This window comes from Rhodococcus sp. NPDC056506, assembly GCF_042794945.1.
Taxonomy (GTDB): Bacteria; Actinomycetota; Actinomycetes; order Mycobacteriales; family Mycobacteriaceae; genus Rhodococcus_F.
Genome location: NZ_JBHTSW010000007.1, coordinates 47,460 through 67,051, shown reverse-complemented (window position 1 = coordinate 67,051; position 19,592 = coordinate 47,460). Strand labels below are relative to the sequence as shown.

21 protein-coding genes are annotated in these 19,592 nt (G+C 61.3%); 6 read left to right on the top strand and 15 right to left on the bottom strand.

The genetic code is table 11. The features are described from left to right. Window positions 1–3 precede the first annotated feature (3 nt). From ACFQ6H_RS09160 to ACFQ6H_RS09150, 3 genes are all read left to right on the top strand, one after another. Window positions 4–834 (top strand): mycofactocin-coupled SDR family oxidoreductase, encoded by an 831-nt coding sequence (locus ACFQ6H_RS09160; protein WP_378635568.1) that lies wholly within the window; start codon window positions 4–6, stop codon window positions 832–834. A gap of 67 nt (window positions 835–901) precedes the next feature. Next, window positions 902–1,204, top strand: coding sequence for a hypothetical protein (locus tag ACFQ6H_RS09155; protein WP_378645616.1), 303 nt, complete (start codon window positions 902–904; stop codon window positions 1,202–1,204). Then, window positions 1,201–1,485, top strand: coding sequence for a hypothetical protein (locus tag ACFQ6H_RS09150; protein WP_378645613.1), 285 nt, complete (start codon window positions 1,201–1,203; stop codon window positions 1,483–1,485). Before ACFQ6H_RS09155 ends, ACFQ6H_RS09150 begins: the two co-directional genes overlap by 4 nt. Here the strand turns inward: ACFQ6H_RS09150 and ACFQ6H_RS09145 are convergent. After that, a complete protein-coding gene (locus ACFQ6H_RS09145; protein WP_378645610.1) occupies window positions 1,465–2,721 on the bottom strand; it encodes a hypothetical protein in 1,257 nt (418 codons plus the stop codon). The genes ACFQ6H_RS09150 and ACFQ6H_RS09145 overlap by 21 nt on opposite strands. Before the next feature lie 439 nt (window positions 2,722–3,160). On the opposite strand from ACFQ6H_RS09145, the gene ACFQ6H_RS09140 reads away from it, so the two are divergent. Together ACFQ6H_RS09140 and ACFQ6H_RS09135 are read left to right on the top strand one after the other, a co-directional pair. Beyond that, window positions 3,161–3,886, top strand: a complete 726-nt coding sequence (locus ACFQ6H_RS09140; RefSeq protein ID WP_378645607.1) for an anti-sigma factor domain-containing protein — start codon at window positions 3,161–3,163, stop codon at window positions 3,884–3,886. After that, a complete protein-coding gene (locus tag ACFQ6H_RS09135) occupies window positions 3,874–4,359 on the top strand; it encodes a GtrA family protein (RefSeq protein ID WP_378645605.1) in 486 nt (161 codons plus the stop codon). Before ACFQ6H_RS09140 ends, ACFQ6H_RS09135 begins: the two co-directional genes overlap by 13 nt. 3 nt (window positions 4,360–4,362) lie before the next feature. Here the strand turns inward: ACFQ6H_RS09135 and ACFQ6H_RS09130 are convergent, their stop codons facing one another. The 13 genes from ACFQ6H_RS09130 to glsA form a co-directional block, all read right to left on the bottom strand. After that, window positions 4,363–4,875: an SRPBCC family protein gene (locus tag ACFQ6H_RS09130; protein WP_378645602.1), complete on the bottom strand. Its 513-nt coding sequence runs from the start codon at window positions 4,873–4,875 to the stop codon at window positions 4,363–4,365. 24 nt (window positions 4,876–4,899) lie between these two features. Then, entirely contained in the window at window positions 4,900–5,598 is a 699-nt protein-coding gene (locus ACFQ6H_RS09125) for a DUF2064 domain-containing protein (RefSeq protein WP_378645599.1), read from the bottom strand. Further along, window positions 5,595–6,266: a glycosyltransferase family 2 protein gene (locus ACFQ6H_RS09120; RefSeq protein WP_378645596.1), complete on the bottom strand. Its 672-nt coding sequence runs from the start codon at window positions 6,264–6,266 to the stop codon at window positions 5,595–5,597. Before ACFQ6H_RS09120 ends, ACFQ6H_RS09125 begins: the two co-directional genes overlap by 4 nt. After that, complete coding sequence (locus ACFQ6H_RS09115) at window positions 6,259–7,317, bottom strand: NAD-dependent epimerase/dehydratase family protein (protein ID WP_378645593.1); 1,059 nt, start codon at window positions 7,315–7,317, stop codon at window positions 6,259–6,261. The genes ACFQ6H_RS09120 and ACFQ6H_RS09115 overlap by 8 nt, the downstream gene beginning before the upstream one ends. Beyond that, window positions 7,314–8,126, bottom strand: coding sequence for an S-methyl-5'-thioadenosine phosphorylase (locus ACFQ6H_RS09110; RefSeq protein ID WP_378645590.1), 813 nt, complete (start codon window positions 8,124–8,126; stop codon window positions 7,314–7,316). Before ACFQ6H_RS09110 ends, ACFQ6H_RS09115 begins: the two co-directional genes overlap by 4 nt. A 50-nt stretch (window positions 8,127–8,176) precedes the next feature. After that, a complete protein-coding gene (locus ACFQ6H_RS09105) occupies window positions 8,177–9,475 on the bottom strand; it encodes a hypothetical protein (protein ID WP_378645805.1) in 1,299 nt (432 codons plus the stop codon). A gap of 62 nt (window positions 9,476–9,537) precedes the next feature. Continuing rightward, window positions 9,538–10,143, bottom strand: coding sequence for a methyltransferase domain-containing protein (locus ACFQ6H_RS09100; protein ID WP_378645588.1), 606 nt, complete (start codon window positions 10,141–10,143; stop codon window positions 9,538–9,540). Between the two features lie 80 nt (window positions 10,144–10,223). Continuing rightward, window positions 10,224–10,736, bottom strand: coding sequence for a hypothetical protein (locus ACFQ6H_RS09095; RefSeq protein WP_378645585.1), 513 nt, complete (start codon window positions 10,734–10,736; stop codon window positions 10,224–10,226). 1 nt (window position 10,737) lies between these two features. After that, window positions 10,738–12,024 carry a molybdopterin-dependent oxidoreductase gene (locus ACFQ6H_RS09090; RefSeq protein ID WP_378645582.1) on the bottom strand — a complete coding sequence of 429 codons (1,287 nt, stop codon included), beginning with the start codon at window positions 12,022–12,024 and terminating at the stop codon, window positions 10,738–10,740. Window positions 12,025–12,028: 4 nt separating this feature from the next. Next, window positions 12,029–12,706 carry a hypothetical protein gene (locus ACFQ6H_RS09085; protein WP_378645579.1) on the bottom strand — a complete coding sequence of 226 codons (678 nt, stop codon included), beginning with the start codon at window positions 12,704–12,706 and terminating at the stop codon, window positions 12,029–12,031. A 725-nt stretch (window positions 12,707–13,431) separates the two neighbouring features. After that, window positions 13,432–14,865 carry an FAD-dependent oxidoreductase gene (locus tag ACFQ6H_RS09080; RefSeq protein WP_378645576.1) on the bottom strand — a complete coding sequence of 478 codons (1,434 nt, stop codon included), beginning with the start codon at window positions 14,863–14,865 and terminating at the stop codon, window positions 13,432–13,434. A gap of 95 nt (window positions 14,866–14,960) precedes the next feature. Then, window positions 14,961–16,607 carry an MFS transporter gene (locus tag ACFQ6H_RS09075; RefSeq protein WP_378645573.1) on the bottom strand — a complete coding sequence of 549 codons (1,647 nt, stop codon included), beginning with the start codon at window positions 16,605–16,607 and terminating at the stop codon, window positions 14,961–14,963. Continuing rightward, window positions 16,597–17,631, bottom strand: coding sequence for a glutaminase A (gene glsA, locus ACFQ6H_RS09070; protein ID WP_378645570.1), 1,035 nt, complete (start codon window positions 17,629–17,631; stop codon window positions 16,597–16,599). Before glsA ends, ACFQ6H_RS09075 begins: the two co-directional genes overlap by 11 nt. 269 nt (window positions 17,632–17,900) lie before the next feature. Between glsA and ACFQ6H_RS09065 the strand changes: the two genes are divergently transcribed. After that, a complete protein-coding gene (locus ACFQ6H_RS09065) occupies window positions 17,901–18,887 on the top strand; it encodes a tellurite resistance/C4-dicarboxylate transporter family protein (protein ID WP_378645567.1) in 987 nt (328 codons plus the stop codon). Here the strand turns inward: ACFQ6H_RS09065 and narI are convergent. Then, window positions 18,861–19,592 carry a respiratory nitrate reductase subunit gamma gene (gene narI / locus ACFQ6H_RS09060; RefSeq protein WP_378645564.1) on the bottom strand — a complete coding sequence of 244 codons (732 nt, stop codon included), beginning with the start codon at window positions 19,590–19,592 and terminating at the stop codon, window positions 18,861–18,863. The genes ACFQ6H_RS09065 and narI overlap by 27 nt on opposite strands.

The following is a 19,592-nucleotide window of genomic DNA, read 5'->3' as shown; positions in this document are numbered from 1 at the left end:
TTGATGACTTCTCGATTGGAAGGCAAGATCGCGCTGATCACGGGTGCGGCACGAGGAATCGGGCGGGCTCAGGCCGTGCGTTTTGCCGAAGAGGGCGCGGACATCATCGCGGTCGACGTGTGCACCTCGGTGGAAACCACAGTCACGCCGCCCGCGACGGAGGCCGATCTGGCCGAGACCGTCGCGCAGATCCAGGCGCTGGGGCGAAAGGTCGAATCCGCTGTAGTGGACGTTCGGGATCTCGAGGCGCTGCGAAGTGCCGTCGACTCGGCCGTCGAAGCGCTCGGTGGTCTCGACATCGTCTGCGCTACAGCCGGTATCACGTCCTCTGACGGGGCGCTGACCATGTCGGAAACGATGTGGCAGACCATGCTGGACGTGAACCTGACCGGCGTGTGGCACACCACCACCGTTGCGGCTCCGCATTTGATCGAGCGAGGTGGGGGATCGATGACACTCACCAGTTCCATCGCCGGACTGCGGGGGTTGGTCGGGGTTGCGCACTACACAGCGGCCAAGCACGGTGTGGTCGGTTTGATGCGCTCGCTGGCAAAGGAATTGGCGCCGTACAACGTGCGCGTCAACACTGTTCATCCCACCAACGTCGACACCCCGATGATTCAGAACCCGTTGGTTCGCGGCAAGTTCCGCCCGGACCTCGAGAACCCCACCCGCGAGGAATTTGCTGCCGCGGCGATGACGATGAACATGCTCGCCATTCCGTGGATCGAACCGGTGGACGTGGCGAACGCTGCACTGTTCCTGTCCTCCGACGAGGCCCGCTACATCACGTCTGTCGCCCTGCCAGTGGATGCGGGCAGTTCGTCCCGCTGACGTTTGGACACGCTGAGTTCCGCCACGGTGTGTAGCGTCGGTTTCACCCAACCGAAAGGCGCACACCGTGGCGGAACGACGCTATCTGGAAGTCACCGTCGGGCCCAACATCGTGATGGTCCTCGACCACCGCACTGTGGAGGTCTTCGACCGCACCGCCGCGAGCACGAGTGAAGTGGCCCGCTGGCACGTCGAACACATTGCAGTGAAGGCAAAACCGTCGAAGTCGGGACTGAAGCTCATTATCGGGAACAGGCTCGCCGACGACTCCATCGCGGTAGCGGGGCCACGAGCATCGCTCACCGTTCCGCCGGAGGACGAAGCCGCCGTCGTCGCGTTCTTCGACGAGGTCAAGGCCGCTCGGGTGTGAATCGACAGACAACCTTCGGGGCAGATGATTCGGTTTCACTCGTCGAGCACGTCTTACGGTGCCACGAAGACCGCGTCGGACGCACGATTGTCGGGATCTCGGGAATCGAGGCGTCCGGAAAATCGACGATTACCGATGAGTTGGCTGACGGTATCTCGACTTCGGGCCATGACGTCATCACGATCCGTGGCGACGAGTTATCGACTGCGAAAGCCATACGAAACAACAATCCTGACACGGTGGGTTACGCGCGTGGTTGTCTACTGGAGTTCGGTCGATAGTGCAGTGAGAGTTCGGGTTTCGTTAGCCGGATCGGGTGTGGTGGCCCGGACCGCTTTGAGGACGCTGTCGATCCGGTCGTCGAGTGCGCCCCAAACGGTTGCGTCGAGGGGGCGCAGGGATGTTTCGTCGTCGTCCCAAGCGGTTTCGAGATCTTTGATCCGTGCAACCGCGCCGGTGTGGTCACCGGCTTGTACCTTTGTCAGCGTGTCCTGCGTGATGGTGCGAAAGTTGGCGATGTCTGTGGACGGGAACACGGCGCTGGCCTGCCCTGGCGTGAGGGTCGCGCCCGCCGCCGCCGTGCCGGTTTCCTCTTCGCCCGCCAGGGCCTCGTGCGGCTGTGCGGAGGCCCAGACGAGCAGTGCGGCGGCAGCGACGGCGACTGCGGCGTAATAGCCGAGCATGATCCGCTCGCGACCTTGATGCGGTGTGCCGGCCGGAGGGCGTGGGAGTTCGGGCTCGGTGACGACGTCGCGGCGGGTCATCGTGAGGTAGACGACCGTCGCCACAATCGCGAGGAGGAAGATTGCGCTGGTGAGAGCCGTACCTGCACCGAGACCACGATCGGTGGACGAGGACGCAACCCAGTCGCCGAGGTTGGCGCCGAGCGGGCGAGTCAGCACGTACGCGAGCCAGAAGGAGAGCACCGCGTTCGCGCCCAGCCGCCAGCCGATCACGATCAAGACGATCAACCCGGCAGGTAGCAGGACCGAGATGCCTGGCCCCCATCCGGTGATCTCGAGTGTCCAATCGCCCGCGGCGGTGCCGAGGGCGAATGTGACCAGAACGGCGAGCCAGTAGAACAACTCGCGCGCCGGCGAGACGATGCTGTGAATCGACAAGGTTCCCTCACGGGCGAACCAGACACCGAAGACCACAGCCAGGGCCGCGGCGAAGACGCTCGTACTCACCGCGAGCGGCACACCCAGATCGTCGGTCAGGATGTCGGTGTAGAGGGTGCCGGCGACGCTGAGCACCACAACCGCCAGCCAGTAGACGAACGGTACGTAGCGGTTCAGACGCAACTGCCACACCAGGACAACGGCAAGTACTACCGTGAAAATGAGGGCGGTCGCGTTCAGACCTAGACCCAAGGTCATGTTGATCCAGTCGGCGGAACTCTCGCCGACAGTCGTGCACAGGATCTTGATGATCCAGAACCAGACCGTGATCTCGGGGACCTTACTCAGCATCGCTCGCCCGGTCGGGGCGGCTTCAGATCTCGTCGTCTCACTCACAGATCCGACCGTAGAGACACGATGCTGAAAACGCCCTGAGAGGAGCCGAGCCCTTGGTCGTGCGATCCATGCTCAGAGCCTTCACAGCTGCCGACTTCGATACTGGAAGTAGAACCACATCCGGTGTCCTCGGCGTCGGCGTACGGTGCGTCGGTCCGCGTGAACCTGGTCGGGAGGGCCCACGAATTGATCGCTTCGAGACGGTTTCTTTGCGAAAAGCCTTATGTGCTTGGCCATCCACAGCGTCGTCGGCAACGAATGCCATTCAGCAGCTTTACCTGCATCCATCTCGAGTTACTAGGAGGTGCTCTGGTGGTACTTGATCGAGGACCGTGCGGGCGATGCAGCGATTCGCTCAAAACTCGTCCTGATCGGCGACACGGGGCGAGTTGGTCACTCCCCGCGCTGTCGTGTACTGCGCTGCACTCGGATTCGTGCAATGGATGAGGACGCCGAATTCCTCTTCGCCACTGACCTTCTAGCCAGTCTTTATGCGCTCGACGCAGTCTCGCACGACGAGAGACTACAGATCGAGCGGTGGCTCGATCTGGCTGATTCCGTTCGGAGAGACGATTTCTTACGTGAGGTCGCTGCGGTGAGGTCGACGATGGAATTCCTCGCAGCAACGACTGCCGTCGATCCTCCACCACGTTTGCGTCGACGGTTGCTTGCGCGGGTGTTGCGGCATCGGCATTCAAGTCGGTACAGCGGTGAAAGTGCCCAACCGATACGCAGGGACTTCCCGACAAAGGCGGCTGCGATGGTGGCGGTGGCGATCGTCGTCCTCGGCGGAGTTGGCGGGGCGTTCGCATTCGATCTCGAGGGCGAGATTCCGAGTTCGGCACAAATTGTGGCAGCTCCGGACGCACGGTTGATGAGCACTGAAGTCGTCGGTGGCGGAACCATCGCAGCGACTGTGTCGGATCTACTTCGATCAGTGACGGTGGAGGTACACGGACTCGAAGATGTGGTGCGTGGAGGGTCGGAATTTCAGTTGTGGCTGGTCTCGACAGCGGAACCCTCGACCGTTGATGCAGGCCGATTGGACGACCGACGAGTGATCACGGGGATCGAGGGCGTCGATGCTCTGATGGTGACCGTAGAACCTGCCGGAGGGTCGAAACAGCCGACACAGCGGCCGGTTGCCGTCATATGGTTGGCGTGATGGTCGATATCCGAAAGCGTGGGACAAGTTCTGTCGGGATGCACGAGACCTGGCGTACGCGAGCACGGAACCTCTTCCGTAGCCAGCTGTTTAGTTTCTACCTGGTTGGTGGCGCAAGTGCTGGCGTGTATCTGCTGCTCTTCCTGATCCTCCGTGTTTACTGCGCATCGCAACTCGCGAATGTGTTGGCGCTGTTGATTTCTGCGATAGCGAATACAGCAGTGAATCGGCGATTCACATTCGGGATTCGTGGTACCGCAGGAATCATCAGGCAGTATCTGCAAGGACTGGTCGTCTTCGCTCTGGGATTGGTGGTGACCAGCGGCGCACTGTTGGTGCTGCATTCCCGAACAGCGGAACCTTCTCGGACGCTGGAGGTGTCAGTTTTGATTGCCGCGAACGTGATTGCCACGATCGTGCGGTTCCTCGGGCTACGACGAGTATTTTCGGGTGCGCATGTCTCTCGCGAGTAGTGGTCAGCGGGTGTGTGGTCCTTGTTCGATGTCTCGTTTGATGTTTTCGAGGGTTTTCTTGATGTTCCCACGTTGAAAGTCGGCGAAAGTCTTGCCTCCTGTGGCGATCTTGTCGAACATGTTTGCCGCGAAATCGGGCCATGCTCGCCGGTCGTCGATCCATGTCTCCGTGACCCGCGTCCCGCCGGCCACCGGCTCGAACCGGTATCGCCACGTTGCGATGGCTGCGGGAATTCGGGGCCTGGAGATGCCGATCTTGTGTACTCGAAATTCGAACAGTCGTCCGCTTTCCGCCGCGGTCACTGTGCACTGCGTGGTCCACCGCACGCGCCCACGTTTGTTGTGGCCGTCGAATCCCATTCCTGGGTACGCTTTGGCCCGGCGTATATGCATGGATGTTCCCAGATTTTCCGGACTCCACGTGCCCATGCGCGTCGGATCACTGATGAGGTCGTACAGGGTCGAGGGCGCTTCTTCGATCACGATGTTGTCGGATACCGTGTATTCACGTGCCATGTCGTTCACCTTTGTCGTCGAGGGTTAGGCAGAGCTTCCGTGGTTGAGCGAGTGTACGGCCCTGCGGAATTGGCTTGTCGGTGAGCAGCGGGCCGCAACAGCGCGAAGATCGGCCAGGTAATCGACATCGCGCAGCGTCGCCACAGGCAATACCCGTACTCCGATGTCTCTCAGCGCTGCTCTGGTTCGCTCGCCGGTGTCCGGCCGCGAAGTGGGGACGGTTGCAATGGCAGCGGCAACGACTGCGTTCTGTACGCCGAGCACCCACCAGCCGCCATCTTCGGCCATTCCGAGTACTGCTGTGGGAGAACTGCATTGCAGCGTTCTTCCCGCGTGTAGCAGCAGCTGCGGTGTCAATTGCGGTGTGTCCATGCCGATCTGGACTATCGGTCCGCTGACGATGGCAGCGGTATCAGAGTGCGCGTGAGCGAGACGGTGACCGAGATCGTGTCCGCGTTGCTCGATGACGATGAAGTCCTTCAGTGCATCTCGAACGTCGTCGCCTCGCACCGCGTCGGCGAGGTCGCCGGTGATCGCGACGATCCGGTTTCGTGTTGGGACTGCCGCGACGACACGCAATGTGTCGAGCAGAGCGGCGGCAGCGATTTCGGCAGCGGCGCGATCACCGACGTCTGCCGCCAGGCGCGTCTTCGCCAGCCCTGGTACCGGTGCCTTCGCCACCACCAGAACGGCGAAGTCGTCGTGGTTCGGTGTAGTAATCATCCGATCACCTTCCAGAAGTCGCGAATCGCTCGGATCGTGCCCAACGGTGATCCGGACACTTTCGAGTGGCCGGCGGTGCGGCTCCGGTAGGCGATGTTGCGCTCGGTGACGGTCCAGCCCGCCTTCGCCGCCAGGACGAGAAGCTCGAGCGGGTAGCCGGATCGGCGATCGGTCACTTCGAGATCGATCAGCGATCGTGTTCGAGTCACTCGGACAGCTCCGATGTCGTGCACGGGTAATTGATATTTCGTGCGCAGTCGCGCGGCGACGAGCGCGTTTCCCCATCGCGCGTGGAGCGGCCACCGGCACCCGCGTTGTGGGATACGTCGTCCTACGACGAGGTCGGATCCGGTCAGGTCTGCGATCATTGCAGGCAGTTCCCGTGGATCCATCGAACCGTCGCCGTCGAGTACGCACACCACGGGAGTGGTAGTGGCCATGATTCCGGTGTGGACAGCTGAGCCGTAGCCGGGCACCGGCTGGCGCATCACACTGGCACCGTGGGCACGTGCGACCTCGGCGCTTCCGTCGGTGGAGTTGTTGTCCACCACTATCACCGTGTAGCCGTGAGGTATAAGGGCGAGCACGCCGGGAAGCGACCCGGCCTCGTCCAGGCAGGGAATGACGACGGTGACGTCTGCCGGGTCGATTGCGGCAGCCTCAGACATGTGGAGGCCCCGCAATCTCGCAGTCTCGTAACGCCATCGTCGCGAAATCGCGAAGTCCGTTGGCCGGCATGATGCTCGCCCGAAAACCCAGCTCACACTCGGCGCGCACAGGGCTGGCCACAACATGCCGGACATCTCCGGCCCTGTAGTTGCCTGTGATCGCAGGGGGCGGCCCTCCGCAGGCTTCGGAGAGCACGTTAGCGACGTCACCGATGGTGATCGGCTGTCCGGAGCAGATGTTGAAGGCACCGAAGCCGGGCAGCTGTGCCTCGATGGCAGCGACATTGGCGCCCGCCACGTCACGAACCTCGACGAAGTCCCTCGTTTGCTTGCCGTCCTCGAATACTTGCGGTGTCTGACCGGACTCGAGGGACGAGCGAAACATGGCGGCGACTCCGGAATACGGGGTGTTGCGCGGCATGAATTCTCCGTAGACATTGTGATAGCGCAAGGCGGTGACCGAGCCGCCCGTCGACAATGCCCAGGCGAGAGCGTAGTTCTCTTGGGCGAGTTTGCTTGCTGCATAGGTGCTTCGGGGCCGGAGAGGAGCGTCTTCGTCGACCGCTTCCCAGGTCAATGGTTGTCCGGTGACCGGGTCGCGATTGTCGAACATGCCCGCGTCCAGATCCTGCCGTGTGCGTGCTGGCGGAATCACCGTCACACCGGCGGCGTTGCGGTAGCGGCCGTCACCGTAAACAACCATCGAGGAACCGAGAACCAATCGCGTGCAGCCTGTTCGGTGCATCGCGGCCAGGAGGACGGCGGTTCCGAAATCGTTGTGACTGGCGTAGGCCGGGGCGTCGTCGGCATCGATGCCGGCTCCCACGACCGCAGCCTGATGACAGACCACATCAATCCCGCGGAGCACGTCAATCATGGCATCGGCGGATCGTACGTCGACGACGTTGATCCCCTGAGGTGTTCGGGGTGCGGAGCCGTGAGCGGAGGGCAGCAGCGCGTCGACGGCAACCACCTCGTGCCCCCGCGCTGCGAGGGCGGTGCGGATATGTCCTCCGATGAAGCCGGCTGCGCCGGTCAACAGCACCCTCATCGCGTCGGCAGTTCGATGGGGAGTGTGACTCCGTCGTGAACTCGGCAGCTCTCGCACGCCCCGTCGGGGGCGGCACTGATCGAGGCTCTGACCAGCTTTTTGAATGGTCCGAGGTTACGCTCGAACTCGGCGAATACATCGATGGCACGCACCCCGTCACCGGCGTCGATGCCGGCGTCGAGATCGGTGACGAGTCCGATGGCGACGTAGCACTGCTCGAGCTCACGCGCCAGTACCGCTTCGGGGTGTCCGGTCATGTTCACCAACGTCCATCCTTGGCGGGCATACCATTGGCTTTCTGCGCGGGTGGAAAAGCGTGGGCCTTCGACGACCACCATCACGCCACCGTCGATTGTGTCGGGTTGCAGTGCTGCGCTACGCAGTTGAGGGCAGTAAGGGTCGGCGAATTGGACGTGCACGCCACCGTTGTCGAAGAACGTCTGTGCGCGGCCGCTGGTCCGATCCACGAGTTGGTCGGGCACCACCACTGCGCCGGGCCCGAGGTCTGCGGTCAAGCTGCCGACGGCGCACGGCGCGAAAATCTTTCTGACTCCGAGCATTCGCAGCGCCCACATGTTCGCGCGGTACGGAACGGTGTGGGGAGAGAATTCGTGGTTGCGTCCGTGTCGCGGTAGGAAGGCGACTCTGCGTCCTTCGACGTCTCCGACCGTGATTGGGGCGCTGGGGGTTCCGTACGGCGTGGCTGGTGTGACGTCGATCGAGTCTGTGTCGAAGAAGGAATAGAAGCCGCTGCCTCCGATCACTGCGATGTCTGCAAAGGGGAGGTCGTGATCGCTGATCTTCGTCATCGTGTGTCCTTAAGTGTGTTGTTGTCCAGGGTCTCGCGGGGTTCTTCGCGTCACCAGTTGGTGAGGACGAGGTGGTTGATCGCCAACGCGGTGCTTGCTTGTACGGCCAACCAGAATCGGTGTGTCTGGCGTGGCAAAAGCGCGGGCGCTGTCAGGATCCACATTTGGAAAGGCAGCCAAATGCGTTCTGTTTCGGCTTTGCTCAGTGCGCTGAGGTCGGCGACGATCACCGCAAGTAGGCCGGCGAGTGCCATCACGTTGACCGGGGAGAGGGCACGAAGTTTCGACCACGTCAGAACCCGTGGCAGCGCCGCGGCGGAGGCAAGGCCCACCGCGCAGATCAGTGAGGCGAAATTCGCCCATCCCCAGTAGGCGAACGGCCGCGAGGATGCGATGCCTTGGTAGTAGCGCTCTTGGACGAGGAAGTAGCCGTCGAACCACCAGAACCCGTAAGCGGTGAACACACCCGCCACAGCGAGGGCTCCCATCGAGGCTCCGATCAGAGGCCTGGCCGTGCGACTGACCACAAGTACGGCGACGGCAGGAACCGCCATCAGGGCGAGCCCGTAGTTCAGGTAGACACCCCACCCGAGCAGGACGCCTGCCGCAACCGACGACAGGAACCAGCGCCGGCCGCTTCCGCGTGCGGCGACGGCCAACAAAGCGATACCCCACGCGGCCACTCCGGCGAACAGTGCATCTGCCGAGACCGCCAACCAGATCGCCGCGGGCGACAAAGCCAGAAAAGGCGCCGCGCGGCGTGCCATGGTCTCGTCCCCGAGCGCGCGCACGGCGACGATCACCGCCGCCGCCGCACTCGAGCCCACTGCCACGCACAGCGCGGATGCCCACACCCCTCCGCCGAGCCCGATCCGGTCGAGCCACACGAAAGTCAGCACCGCGGCCGGGGGGTGGCCGGAGACGTGTGTCGTCCACGAGTCGGGCTGGAAATCAAGTATCCGATCGCTGAATCCGGCGAGGGTGGAAGGGATATCCGTGATCCCGGGCACCTCGTGCAGATACTCATCGCGTGAGGTCAGCCGGCCGGCGAATCCGCGCTGCCACCCGTCGATCATCGCCAATGACATCGCCCAGATCGCGGAGGTTGCCCAGGTGCTCAGGACGAGACGGCGCCACGTGAGCGCTGCGGCGACGCGCGGACCCCACATTACGACCGCTACCGCCACTACGAGGGCGATCGGGGTGCCCCAACCGAGGTGAGCGTCGACGAATCCGAAGAGCGGATTCGCGTCGGAAAAATCCTTGTAGGACTCGGTCGTGTTGTCGAGGATCGGGGTCACCGAGCCCAACCCGAGATGGGGCACGACAAACGCTGCCACGACGAGCATCAGCGCCAGTGCTGCAGCGATGAAATCGCGCAGGAGAAAGTTGCGTGTGCCGTCCGTCTGAATCACTGCGGACTCGATGCTGTGAGCCAGACAAAACATCGATGGCCTACCTCCACCGTGCGAGCAACTCGCAGTCCCGCGTCGGTAGCGATCGCGGGGACGGCTTCCAATCCGACGGTGGCCCAACTGAACCAATGTCCTTGTAGAACGTCGGTTTCCCACCTCATCTTTCCGACCCGAATGCCATGTGCGGCGGCCGGCGGTTCCACTTCGGCAATGACGACGCCGCCCGTTGCGAGGAGTGTCGCCGCCCGGCGCAGTACCCGTAGTGGATCTCCGTCGATGCCGATGTTTCCGTCGGCCAACAGCACGTGCGCCCAATGCCCCACGAGCGGTAACGGATCGAAGATGTTTCGGTTGACCGCATGTGCTCCGCGGCTGATGGTCATCGCCACTGCGGTCTCGGAAGTGTCCACGCCCAGAGCGTTGACCCCCCGCGCTGTCAAAGTTGCAGTGAGTCTGCCTGGGCCGCAACCGAGATCGAGAGTGGGGCCGGTGCAGTGTGCCAGCATGATGTCATCTGCGTGTCGGTCAGCCGGTGTTGTGCGTGTGTCGCCCATCCAGCGTTCGAGCGGTGCCTCTCGGCGGATGCCGGAGTCGCTTGTCATCCAGCACGGGAGCCCCTTGCCTGCGCGTTGAAACACGACATCTGTCGACACCGGGTCTACGGCTGATGTGATTGTCCGTGTCATGGTGTACCTGCTTTCGTGCTTCGAAGGCTCTCAATGGCAAGTCGGGCGGAATACGCAAGTGCACTTGCTGCGAACATCGCTGCTGAGAGAAGCAACCAACGCGCAAGAAACGGCTCCTGCGTCAATCCTGTGGCGGCTACGTAAGTTGCGCTGCCTTGCTTGATGATTCCGGGAAAGAACAGGACGAACGTCAAAGCCGTCCCCAGGCACGGGACCCGGATGTAGTTGATCGCAGGCACCGACGTCGGCCGCGTAACGCGCCGGCCTCGCAGTGCGTCGATCCCAGCCGAGAGTGATCTGTCTGCGAGTGCATAGAGTGGAAACAAGATGAAGTCATGAGCGATGAGTGCGCCGACGAACCACACTGCGATCGACTGCCACCACACTTCGGTGTTCCAGAACGCGTCCGGACCGGTGACCATGACCGCGTACCCGACGAGTGCGAAGCACAACAGCACTGCCAGTAGATGAAGCGGGTTCGCGCCGTAAAATCGGATGAATCTTTTCATCTCACGCCCCCCTGAACGCGATGGACTGCACCCATTTGGTGTTGTGCACCCCGGGCAGAGCCGGAACGATGATCCTGGCGGGATAGCCGTGATCGAGCGAGAGATCGACCCCGTTGACTCGAAGAGCGAGCAGCGCGTCGGGATCGGTGGCCTGGTTCCCTTGCAGCGTTGCCGTGCTGAACGGGCCATTGCGTTCGAGCGAGGACACGAGAGCCGAGTCGGGCTGCGGCACACCAGCAATCACGGCGAGATCGCGCAGGCGCACCCCACTCCAGTCCTCGGTCGTCGACCATCCCTCCACACACGCGATGGGAAGCTGCGCACTGTGCTGGGACATCGCCAACAACGCGGTGCGGCTGAACTCCACGGGCGGACCGCTCCCGCTCACTGTCAATCTCCAACGATCACCGGTCTGATCGTCAGTGATCTGCGCGGCGGATGCCGTCCTGTTGATCTGAAAATCGTTCGGCCCCGTCCCGTACGAGCGTCCACGCGGTAGCAGCAGAGCTGCCGGTCGCAGAAATCCGCCCACCGTTTGTCCCACCGACAGCACCCCCACCAACAGAGCGCCACCGCCGACCAACGCGAGCACTCCCCGGCGGCTGATGGTCGCCGGAGCGGGTTCCTCTGCCACCAAACCAGTTTCGTCGTCGTCTTCCGGTCGAGTGTCGGCCAGAGAGGTACGCATTTCCGTGCGGAACGAGCGCCGACGCAGGGACCGAACCATCGTCGGGATCTTGATGACGACGTGGGTGAGGAAGCCGGCGATGAACACCCACGCACCCCAATAATGTGCGGTGTAGAAGCTGAACCCGAAAATGTAGTCGTACTGGATGTTCAACACACCGGTGATGATTTCGAAGAGAATTCCACCGACCAACGCGATAAGCGACAACCGTTCGAGCGCCTGAGCCGGCGTACGAACTGGCGGGAATACGAACAGCTTCGGTATCACCGACCACAGCTTTGCCAAAACAATAGGTACGAGAATCAACCCGAGGCCCACATGCAGGCCCTGAGTGAGTCGGTAAAGCCAGGACGGCCGCGTCGGCCACTGAAAATACGGCAGGCGCAGCCAACCGACATCACTGGGCATTGCCTGCCCGAATTGGGGACCATACGCGATGAAAGACAACAACCCGGTGATGATCACGATCGGCAGACCGATCAGCAAGACGGCACCGAATACCGAGGTCAGCCACGGACCTCGGACGGAACTCCGAGGCCGCAACCGCAAAGGCGCGAAGGAATTGAATAATCCCTTGACCTTCGCAGTTACGAAACTCATCGGATTACTTCGTTGCGATCGTGATGGTGGCGATACCGACCAGCAACCCCGGTGTCACCGCATCGGTATTGAAGGTCTTGTTCAACAAGGCCGCAGCGTCAGAGGAAATCTTCACCTCGGTACCCTGCAGGATCGCGGTATCGTTCGGACCTGTTTGCAGCGGCTTCAATGTCCGACCGTTGAGGTCGAACAGAACAGCGCCACTCGCCGCCGGAGCGCCGTTGACCAACACATCGCCCTTGAGGATCGACGTACCCGGATCGATGTCGAAGTTGGTCAATTCGACTGTGGTGGCGCCAGCGGTCAACGAAAGACCGCTACCGTCGTGCAAAATCTTTCCCTGCACGTAGGGGTCCACGGTGCCAGGCGTCCAGTACTTCACGTTTCCGCCGGTGATGGGGAAGCTGATCGAGCCATCTGCCAGGGTGGCCGATCCCACGACACCTGGAGTCAAACCGAGGGTCGTGAGAGCTCCGGTGAAACCTGCATCGAGTTTGACGGCCGTGCTCACACCGGTCAGGTTGTCGACCTCGGCGGCCGGCGCCGGTTGCGTCGTCGTTGCAGCCGAAGAACTCGACGACGTCGATGTCCCGGAGTCGTCGTTCGATGAACACGCCGCCAAGGGAGTGAGCACCAACGCTGCGGCAGCCACCGCGACGAGTGATTTGCGGTAGTTGATCATAATATTCAACCTTCCATATCTACAATGAGTGTCGGAAGGCATTCGGCGCCGATACGGTTGCGGATTGGCCAAGCAGAAATATTTGGTTCCATCGAAATATTTCAAACCCAAAGAATTAGATAAGTCGACGCAAAGAAAATGCAATATTGAGTTTGTTATTGGGAAATTTGGGTACACCGATCGGTGAAATCCGATAAAATTTCATATTCGATTATCATCGAGTAGTGACGAGCATTAGCCGCGCCCGACGCAAAATAGTAAGACGTCGCCCTGAAACAGGTGCACGCGATCTCCACGGCAAATCAGGAAATGTGGAGCGACCGCAGCGTCGACGAATAGTCGGTCGCATTCAAACCATGCTCGATGGCGACGCTGCAGCGATGTTCGGAGTCCGACCCAGACGAAGACACCGGGAATGCACCTACCTCGCAAAGGCACTCGGATCGGATGTTTTCAGACGAGTAACGATCACGGGTCCCGAGGCGTCAGTATGGGTAGGAAACAGTGTTCTGGCACGCAGCTCCGACCCACAGAAGGCTGAGAGTGGGCTCAGCCTGCATTTGTCTCAAATTGGCAAAAATGCAGGTATTTGTCTCGAAATCTCATGATGTCCGATTTTTGTATCATCATCGAGATATGGCGGCAGAATTCATTTGCGCGACGACCGACCACAACTGACCAGCCACGTGATTGTGCGTAGCTAGTCAGCCGAAAGGCCGGTGATATCAAGCGTGGCGCGCGGCAGCATGGGCGCCGGCAACGCGGCCGAACGCCAAGGCATCGGCGATATGGAATCCACCGTCCTTCGCCGCGCTGTACGTGGAACTGACGGCGCCCGCCGCATACAGTCCTGGAATCGGGTTGCCGGCAGTATCGAGAACGCGGGAATGACCGTCGCGGCGCGGTCCGCCGTTACTCCAACCCAGCAGTGGCGGTGCGGCGACGGCGTAGAACGGAGCCGTGGCCACCGGGGCCAACGTCTCGGGATTGCGACCGAACGAATGGTCTACGCCGTCCGCGCACGTCTCGTTGTAGCGTCGCACGTTCGTTTCCACGACGGTTGGGTCCAGTCCGAGCTTCCCGGCGAGTTCGGTGAGCGTGTCTGCCTTGACGATCCATCCCTTGTCGATCTCAGCTTGATTGTCCGCGCTCCACTCGTACCCTTCGTCGAGAACTCTGTGGCCGACGGGCAGTGCGTCGCGACCGGGGCTCAGTTGTCCAGCCAACCTCATCGTCTCGTCGAAGACGATGTTCATCGGTTGCACTGGAAAGTGTTGGTACGAACCTTCTCTGAACACATGACCGTGCCGCATTTCGGCCGACTCGTCGGTGAAGCGTCGACCTTCCCGGCTGAGGAACACATAGTTGTGGGCATTCCACAGTGCCAGGAAGAAACCCGTCGGATTCTCGGGATCACCGGGGATTCCCGTAATGGTCATCATGTTGTTCATGTGCCACAGATCTGCGCCTACCGCTTGCGCCATGCGGTGACCGTCGCCGGTAGCCGATGGTGAGCCCCAGATCTTCGGATTCTCCAGACGCAGGTAGTCGCGCACCATCGTCGGATTTGCTTCGAATCCTCCGGTGGCAAGGACGACACCCCGGCGCGCCTGGATCTGCGAAGTTAGTTCACCCGAACGGATCTCGACTCCGGTCACCGCTCCGGATTCATCTGTCAGGAGTCTGGTGGCTTCGGTGTCGAAAAGAGTTGTGATGCCGCGTTCCGCGAGAGCGGAGACGAGGAACCGGTAGAGAAGTTCATTGCCCATCTTCCCGTCGATGGTGTCCATTCCTGCGTAACAGGAACTTCCGTCGAGTTCGCCGTACTCCGCCGTGGAATGGAAATCGCCGGTCATCGCTACAGTTGCACCCAGACTGCGGAGCCAGTCGGACAGCCCGTGAGTGTTCTCGGCCCAGGCATCGATGACGTCGTCGGCAACGGGGAACTCCCCGTTCAACGAACGCAGGAAGGTTCGGGCGGCAGCGGGGTCCTGGTTGACGAACCATCCACTGCCGGACAATCGAGTGTTGCCGCCCGCGGAATCGGGTCCGCTCTTTTCCAGAATCACGATCGATGCGTCGTCGGCGTGCGCTTGGAGCGCTGCGGCCGATCCGGCAGCGCCCGAACCGATGACAAGTACGTCGACAATATCGTCCATGTCACAAAACTATTGCCGAAAGATCGTGCGTTGAAGGCACCTTCCCGGTGATCGAGAACGGTTGTGGTCAACGGCCCTGGAGAATGAGTCTCCCGCTACAGCTTCACACCGACCGCTTCTCCGTCCGACGGGTCTGGGATCTCGTGTGGGCGGTAGTTGGGAAGGCGGGTGGCAGGGATGATCGCCGTTGCGCTGATGGCGGCGAGGATGAGGAGGCCCAATTTGAGGGTTCCGAGTCGGGCGTCTTCGTTGACGGCGACGGCGGCGTCGATTTGCTCGGCCGTTGCATCGGTGTCCTCGAGGAGTTCACGAAGTTGGTCGTTGCCGACGAAGTTGACGTTGTCGAGATCGACTTGCGCGATGAGGGATTCGGGTAGGTCGACATTGCTGACGACAGCTTGACCGACACTGAAGCTCAAGATCGTGACGAGAAGTGCTCCTGCCAAAGCTGTGCCGACCGCGGATGCGAGATTCTGAGTTGTGCCGCGAATGGACCCGACATCTCCGGCCAGTTCTTTGGGCGCAGCGGTGACGAGGACGTTGAACACGAGGGTGACCAGCGCGCCTTGACCGATACCGAACACGATCAGGCCGGCGATAGTCGGAACGGTTTCCCAGTTATTCGTGACGACGTAGGCAAGCCAGACAAGTGCGACAGTGGTGAGCGTGAACGAGAAGACTCCGATGGTGCGGGGGCTGTATCGCTTGTAGAAGCGGACAACGAGTGTCGCGGTGACGAAGACGGTCAGATTGAACGGCATCATTGCGAGTGCGGTGTCGAATGGTGTTCGGCCCTGTACGATCTGGATATACAGGGGCACAGTGAAGTTCAGCGCAGCCTCGAGTGCTACGACGATGAACATTGCATATACCGCAGCGCGCTCGCGTGAGCTTCCCAGTACCGAGAGATCGACGAGGGGCACTTTTCCCTCACGGATTCTGCGTCGAGTCCAGGTGAAGAATGCTTGTCCGAGCACCACTCCGACGAGGATGAATAGCGGAGCAGGCGAGAGTCCGAGTAGGTCGAACGGGGCGTCCGCGGACGCGAAGAAGACTCCCCATCCGTTGAGGTTGTTGAAGCCCAGAGTGAGCAAGACGACGCCGGCACCGATGAGGGCTGCCGCGACGAGGTCGATCTTGATACCGGCGTGCCCGCGATCGGAGCGAAGGGTGAAGCTGAGCGCGAAGACTACGACTGCGAGGGCGAGGACGATACCGAAAACCGGACGCCATCCGACCAGTGTGCCGAGGGCGCCTCCGATGAAGAATGCACTCAATCCAGATACTGCCCGTGCCGAGCCCAACGATCCGATAGCAGTGGCTTGTTGTGCCCCTCGGTAGTTTTCGGCGATCAATGCGACGAGTGACGGCACAATGATCGCGGCCGACGCGCCGGCCACGGCTTGACCTGCAATGGCCCATCCGATCGACGGCGCGAGGATCATCATCAGGGCCGAGCAGCCGAAAGTGGCGACGACGAAGCGGAAGATCAGGACCCATCCAACCCGTTGACCGAGTTTCGCACCGACCATCACCAACGCGGCTACGGCTAGGCCGTAGACAACGATCGTGGTGCTAGCGACGGTGGGAGCGACGCCGAAGTCTTCGACCATGCCGCCGAGCGAGACGGGAAGCGCGGCGACGTTGAAGGACATCAGAATCTGGGCGAAGAAAAGTCCGACCATGGGTAGCCAAGATTGCTGGTCTTCGTCGGTCGAGGGTGCAGTTCGGTCAGTTGTCATGAGAATCTCCCTCGTCGGTGCGGTGGGCGGCAGAGGCGAACAGGTTCAGTCCCAGGGTCCGCGAGAGGTACGCGGTAGCGCGCTGCCCACGAATGCTGTTTCCGGCAGAGTCCAGACGCGGTGAGAAGGTGCCGATCGCGCCTTTCCCCGGTGCGATCGCCACGATTCCGCCGGACACCCCCGATTTGGCAGGGAGTCCGATCTCGAAGAGCCATTCGCCCGAACGCTCGTACATTCCGGTTGCTGCCAACACGGAAAGAGTGTCCCGACACACTTGCGGCGAGACGACGTGATCACCCGTCACAGGATTGACTCCGCCGTCAGCCAATGTCGCTCCCATGATCGCGATATCGCGAGCGCTCACTTTCAGAGAGCACTGCCGCGTATAGGTGTCCACCACGTCGAGAGGATCGAGATCGATGCGGCCGTAGCTCTCGAGTAATCGGGCGATGGCTTGGTTGCGCTGGTTGGTGAGCATCTCGGAGTGATAGACCTCCCCGTCGAGCGCGAGTTCGCGTCCAGCGAATCGGGAGAGCCCGGTGCGGATCCGTTCCCACTGCTCCGCAGGTGTGGCTCCTGGGACGAGTGCGGTCGTGGCGAGCGCACCTGCGTTGACCATCGGGTTCATCGGGTGACCGTCGTTCAGTTCGATCGCAATGACAGAATTGAACGACAGCCCAGTGTTGTTGACACCCACTCGCTCTCGCACAAGACGATGGCCGAGCTCCTCACACACCATCGCATAGACGAAGGCTTTCGAGATCGACTGGATCGAGAATTCGGCGTCCGCCTCTCCGGCCACATGGACGGCACCGCCGACTTCCGCGACCGAAATTCCGAACAATTCCGGGTCGGCTGCCGCCAACGCAGGTATGTAGTCGGCAACGACGCCCGATGTTCGCGACCGGTATCTTTCGTACGCATCCACGACATCGGTCTCGACCTGATCCCACCCTGGAAGCACCCCCGTATGGACGGCCTGTTCGACACCGTCGACATCTGCTTCCAACGAGCTTTCGGTCATCGTGATCACCCATTCAATTCACTGAAACGCAATTCGCTGAAACGGCGAGTGGGATGAAAAATTGTTGCGGGCGAGTACGATTTCGAAGCTTAAACCCAATCTCAGCTTTGAGCTCTTCGTAGGTCGCGTGCGTGTTGGGACGATCTCCCCCCTCGATCGCGTTCCAGTCGGCGCGAGGCCAGCCGTCTCTGATCGTGCGGCCACAAACAGATCGGAATTCGGGGGCCGAAATCACCGCGGCCAGTCCGGTCGTCACGCATCATGGATGTGTGCCCGGCGATCACCGCGCGAGATCGACAGCCGGCCGCACGCTCGAGGTCATCCCTCCGGGTGCCGGTGCGGCCGCGATGTCCTCTGGAATCGTGTCGGTGGCGCTGCACCTGACAGGACTCGAAACCTTTTCGCTGGCATGGCTGGTGATCGGGATGGCAATCTGGCTCGTTCTTGTCGTCGTGTTCACGTCGAGGTTGGTCGACGAACGAGCACGTTGGATCGACGAGGCGGACACACCACCGGCGCTCACGGGCGTAGCGGCGACAACCGTCCTCGGTACGCGATTTGTTCTGCTCGACTGGAGCCCGGTCGGATACGCCGCTCTCGTGATCGCTTTGCTTGCCTGGGTCGTACTCATACCTGCGGTCATTCGACACTGGACTTCGCCGACCGTCGGCGTCCATTTTCTGCTCTGCGTGGCCACACAGGGCCTGGCTGTGTTGGGAGCAACGCTCGCGGCGTCAACCACAGCGCACTGGATCGCGATCCCGTCCGCTGCTGCTTTTGTGCTCGGTCTGGCGTTCTACGTCTTGGTACTCGTCAGGTTCTCTTTCAACCAACTCCGCGTCGGTGCCGGTGATCATTGGGTATTCGGTGGGGCGCTGGCGATTTCGACGCTAGCGGCGGGAAAGCTGTCTGCAGCAGCGCAGGCGGTGGGTTGGCCGCAAGGGCTGCATCATTTCTGTCAAAGGGTGAGCGTAGTGCTCATGGTCATCGTGCTCGGTTGTTACGCCGTGTTGCTTGTCTGCGAATTAGTCTGGCCGCGAATCGAATACGATGTCAGGCGCTGGTCGACCGCGTTTCCGATGGGCATGACGTCGGCCGCGTCGCTGACTGTCGCGGCGACGGCGTCGGTTTCCTGGTTGAAGCCGGTAGGCGAAGTGTTGGTGTGGCCGGCGGTAGTGCTATGCACAGTCATGCTGATTGCTTCGGTGCGACGACTGCGGGCGGTGAGTTCACCAACCCCGACGGTGGGGACGTGAGCCGACCAGTTCGTTCTTACGAGCGTCGTCGCGACTGCGGTAGACGATGTACGGCCGAAACAGGTACGCGACCGGTGCACTGAAGACATGTACCAGGCGCGTGAACGGCCACAATGCGAACAGCACCATCGCAATCGAGACGTGGATGTGGAAATCGAGAGATGCCTGTGCCATCAGGTCACCGCGGGGCTGCAGGATCCAGATCGAACGAAACCACGGCGAAACGGTTGTGCGGTAGTTGGTTTCCTCGCCGAATGCGCCGGAGCCGAGCACTGTGGTCGCCAGACCGGCGACGATTGCGGCGATCAGCACCACGTACATCAATTTGTCGTTCCACGTAGTTGCCATGAAGACCGGTCCGCGGGTACGCCTGCGGTACACGAGAATCCCGGCGCCGACCAATGTGGAAACACCTGCAACCGAGCCCAGTACGAGGGCTTGCAGGTGATAAACGTGCTCGCTCATACCGATCGCGTCGGTCCACGACTGCGGTATCACCAACCCGATGAAGTGCCCGACAATCACGACCAGGATCCCGAAATGGAACAGTGGACTGCCGATGCGCAGCAATCGGTGTTCGTACAATTGGGATGATCGTGTAGTCCAACCGAACTTGTCGTAGCGATAGCGCCACCACGTACCGATCACGAAGATCGCCAAGACCACGTACGGAACTACGTCCCAATAGATTTCACCGGCAGACAT

Excerpts from the sequence above, each read along its gene's own strand:
- ACFQ6H_RS09160 (WP_378635568.1), top strand. The coding sequence starts at position 4 with ATGACTTCTCGATTGGAAGGCAAGATCGCGCTGATCACGGGTGCGGCA.
- ACFQ6H_RS09140 (WP_378645607.1), top strand. The coding sequence starts at position 3,161 with ATGGATGAGGACGCCGAATTCCTCTTCGCCACTGACCTTCTAGCCAGT.
- ACFQ6H_RS09135 (WP_378645605.1), top strand. The coding sequence starts at position 3,874 with ATGGTTGGCGTGATGGTCGATATCCGAAAGCGTGGGACAAGTTCTGTC.
- ACFQ6H_RS09130 (WP_378645602.1), bottom strand. The coding sequence starts at position 4,875 with ATGGCACGTGAATACACGGTATCCGACAACATCGTGATCGAAGAAGCG.
- ACFQ6H_RS09125 (WP_378645599.1), bottom strand. The coding sequence starts at position 5,598 with ATGATTACTACACCGAACCACGACGACTTCGCCGTTCTGGTGGTGGCG.
- ACFQ6H_RS09120 (WP_378645596.1), bottom strand. The coding sequence starts at position 6,266 with ATGTCTGAGGCTGCCGCAATCGACCCGGCAGACGTCACCGTCGTCATT.
- ACFQ6H_RS09115 (WP_378645593.1), bottom strand. The coding sequence starts at position 7,317 with ATGAGGGTGCTGTTGACCGGCGCAGCCGGCTTCATCGGAGGACATATC.
- ACFQ6H_RS09110 (WP_378645590.1), bottom strand. The coding sequence starts at position 8,126 with ATGACGAAGATCAGCGATCACGACCTCCCCTTTGCAGACATCGCAGTG.
- ACFQ6H_RS09105 (WP_378645805.1), bottom strand. The coding sequence starts at position 9,475 with ATGCTCGTCGTGGCAGCGTTTGTCGTGCCCCATCTCGGGTTGGGCTCG.
- ACFQ6H_RS09100 (WP_378645588.1), bottom strand. The coding sequence starts at position 10,143 with ATGACAAGCGACTCCGGCATCCGCCGAGAGGCACCGCTCGAACGCTGG.
- ACFQ6H_RS09095 (WP_378645585.1), bottom strand. The coding sequence starts at position 10,736 with ATGAAAAGATTCATCCGATTTTACGGCGCGAACCCGCTTCATCTACTG.
- ACFQ6H_RS09090 (WP_378645582.1), bottom strand. The coding sequence starts at position 12,024 with ATGAGTTTCGTAACTGCGAAGGTCAAGGGATTATTCAATTCCTTCGCG.
- ACFQ6H_RS09085 (WP_378645579.1), bottom strand. The coding sequence starts at position 12,706 with ATGATCAACTACCGCAAATCACTCGTCGCGGTGGCTGCCGCAGCGTTG.
- ACFQ6H_RS09080 (WP_378645576.1), bottom strand. The coding sequence starts at position 14,865 with ATGGACGATATTGTCGACGTACTTGTCATCGGTTCGGGCGCTGCCGGA.
- ACFQ6H_RS09075 (WP_378645573.1), bottom strand. The coding sequence starts at position 16,607 with ATGACAACTGACCGAACTGCACCCTCGACCGACGAAGACCAGCAATCT.
- glsA (WP_378645570.1), bottom strand. The coding sequence starts at position 17,631 with ATGACCGAAAGCTCGTTGGAAGCAGATGTCGACGGTGTCGAACAGGCC.
- narI (WP_378645564.1), bottom strand. The coding sequence starts at position 19,592 with ATGTCTGCCGGTGAAATCTATTGGGACGTAGTTCCGTACGTGGTCTTG.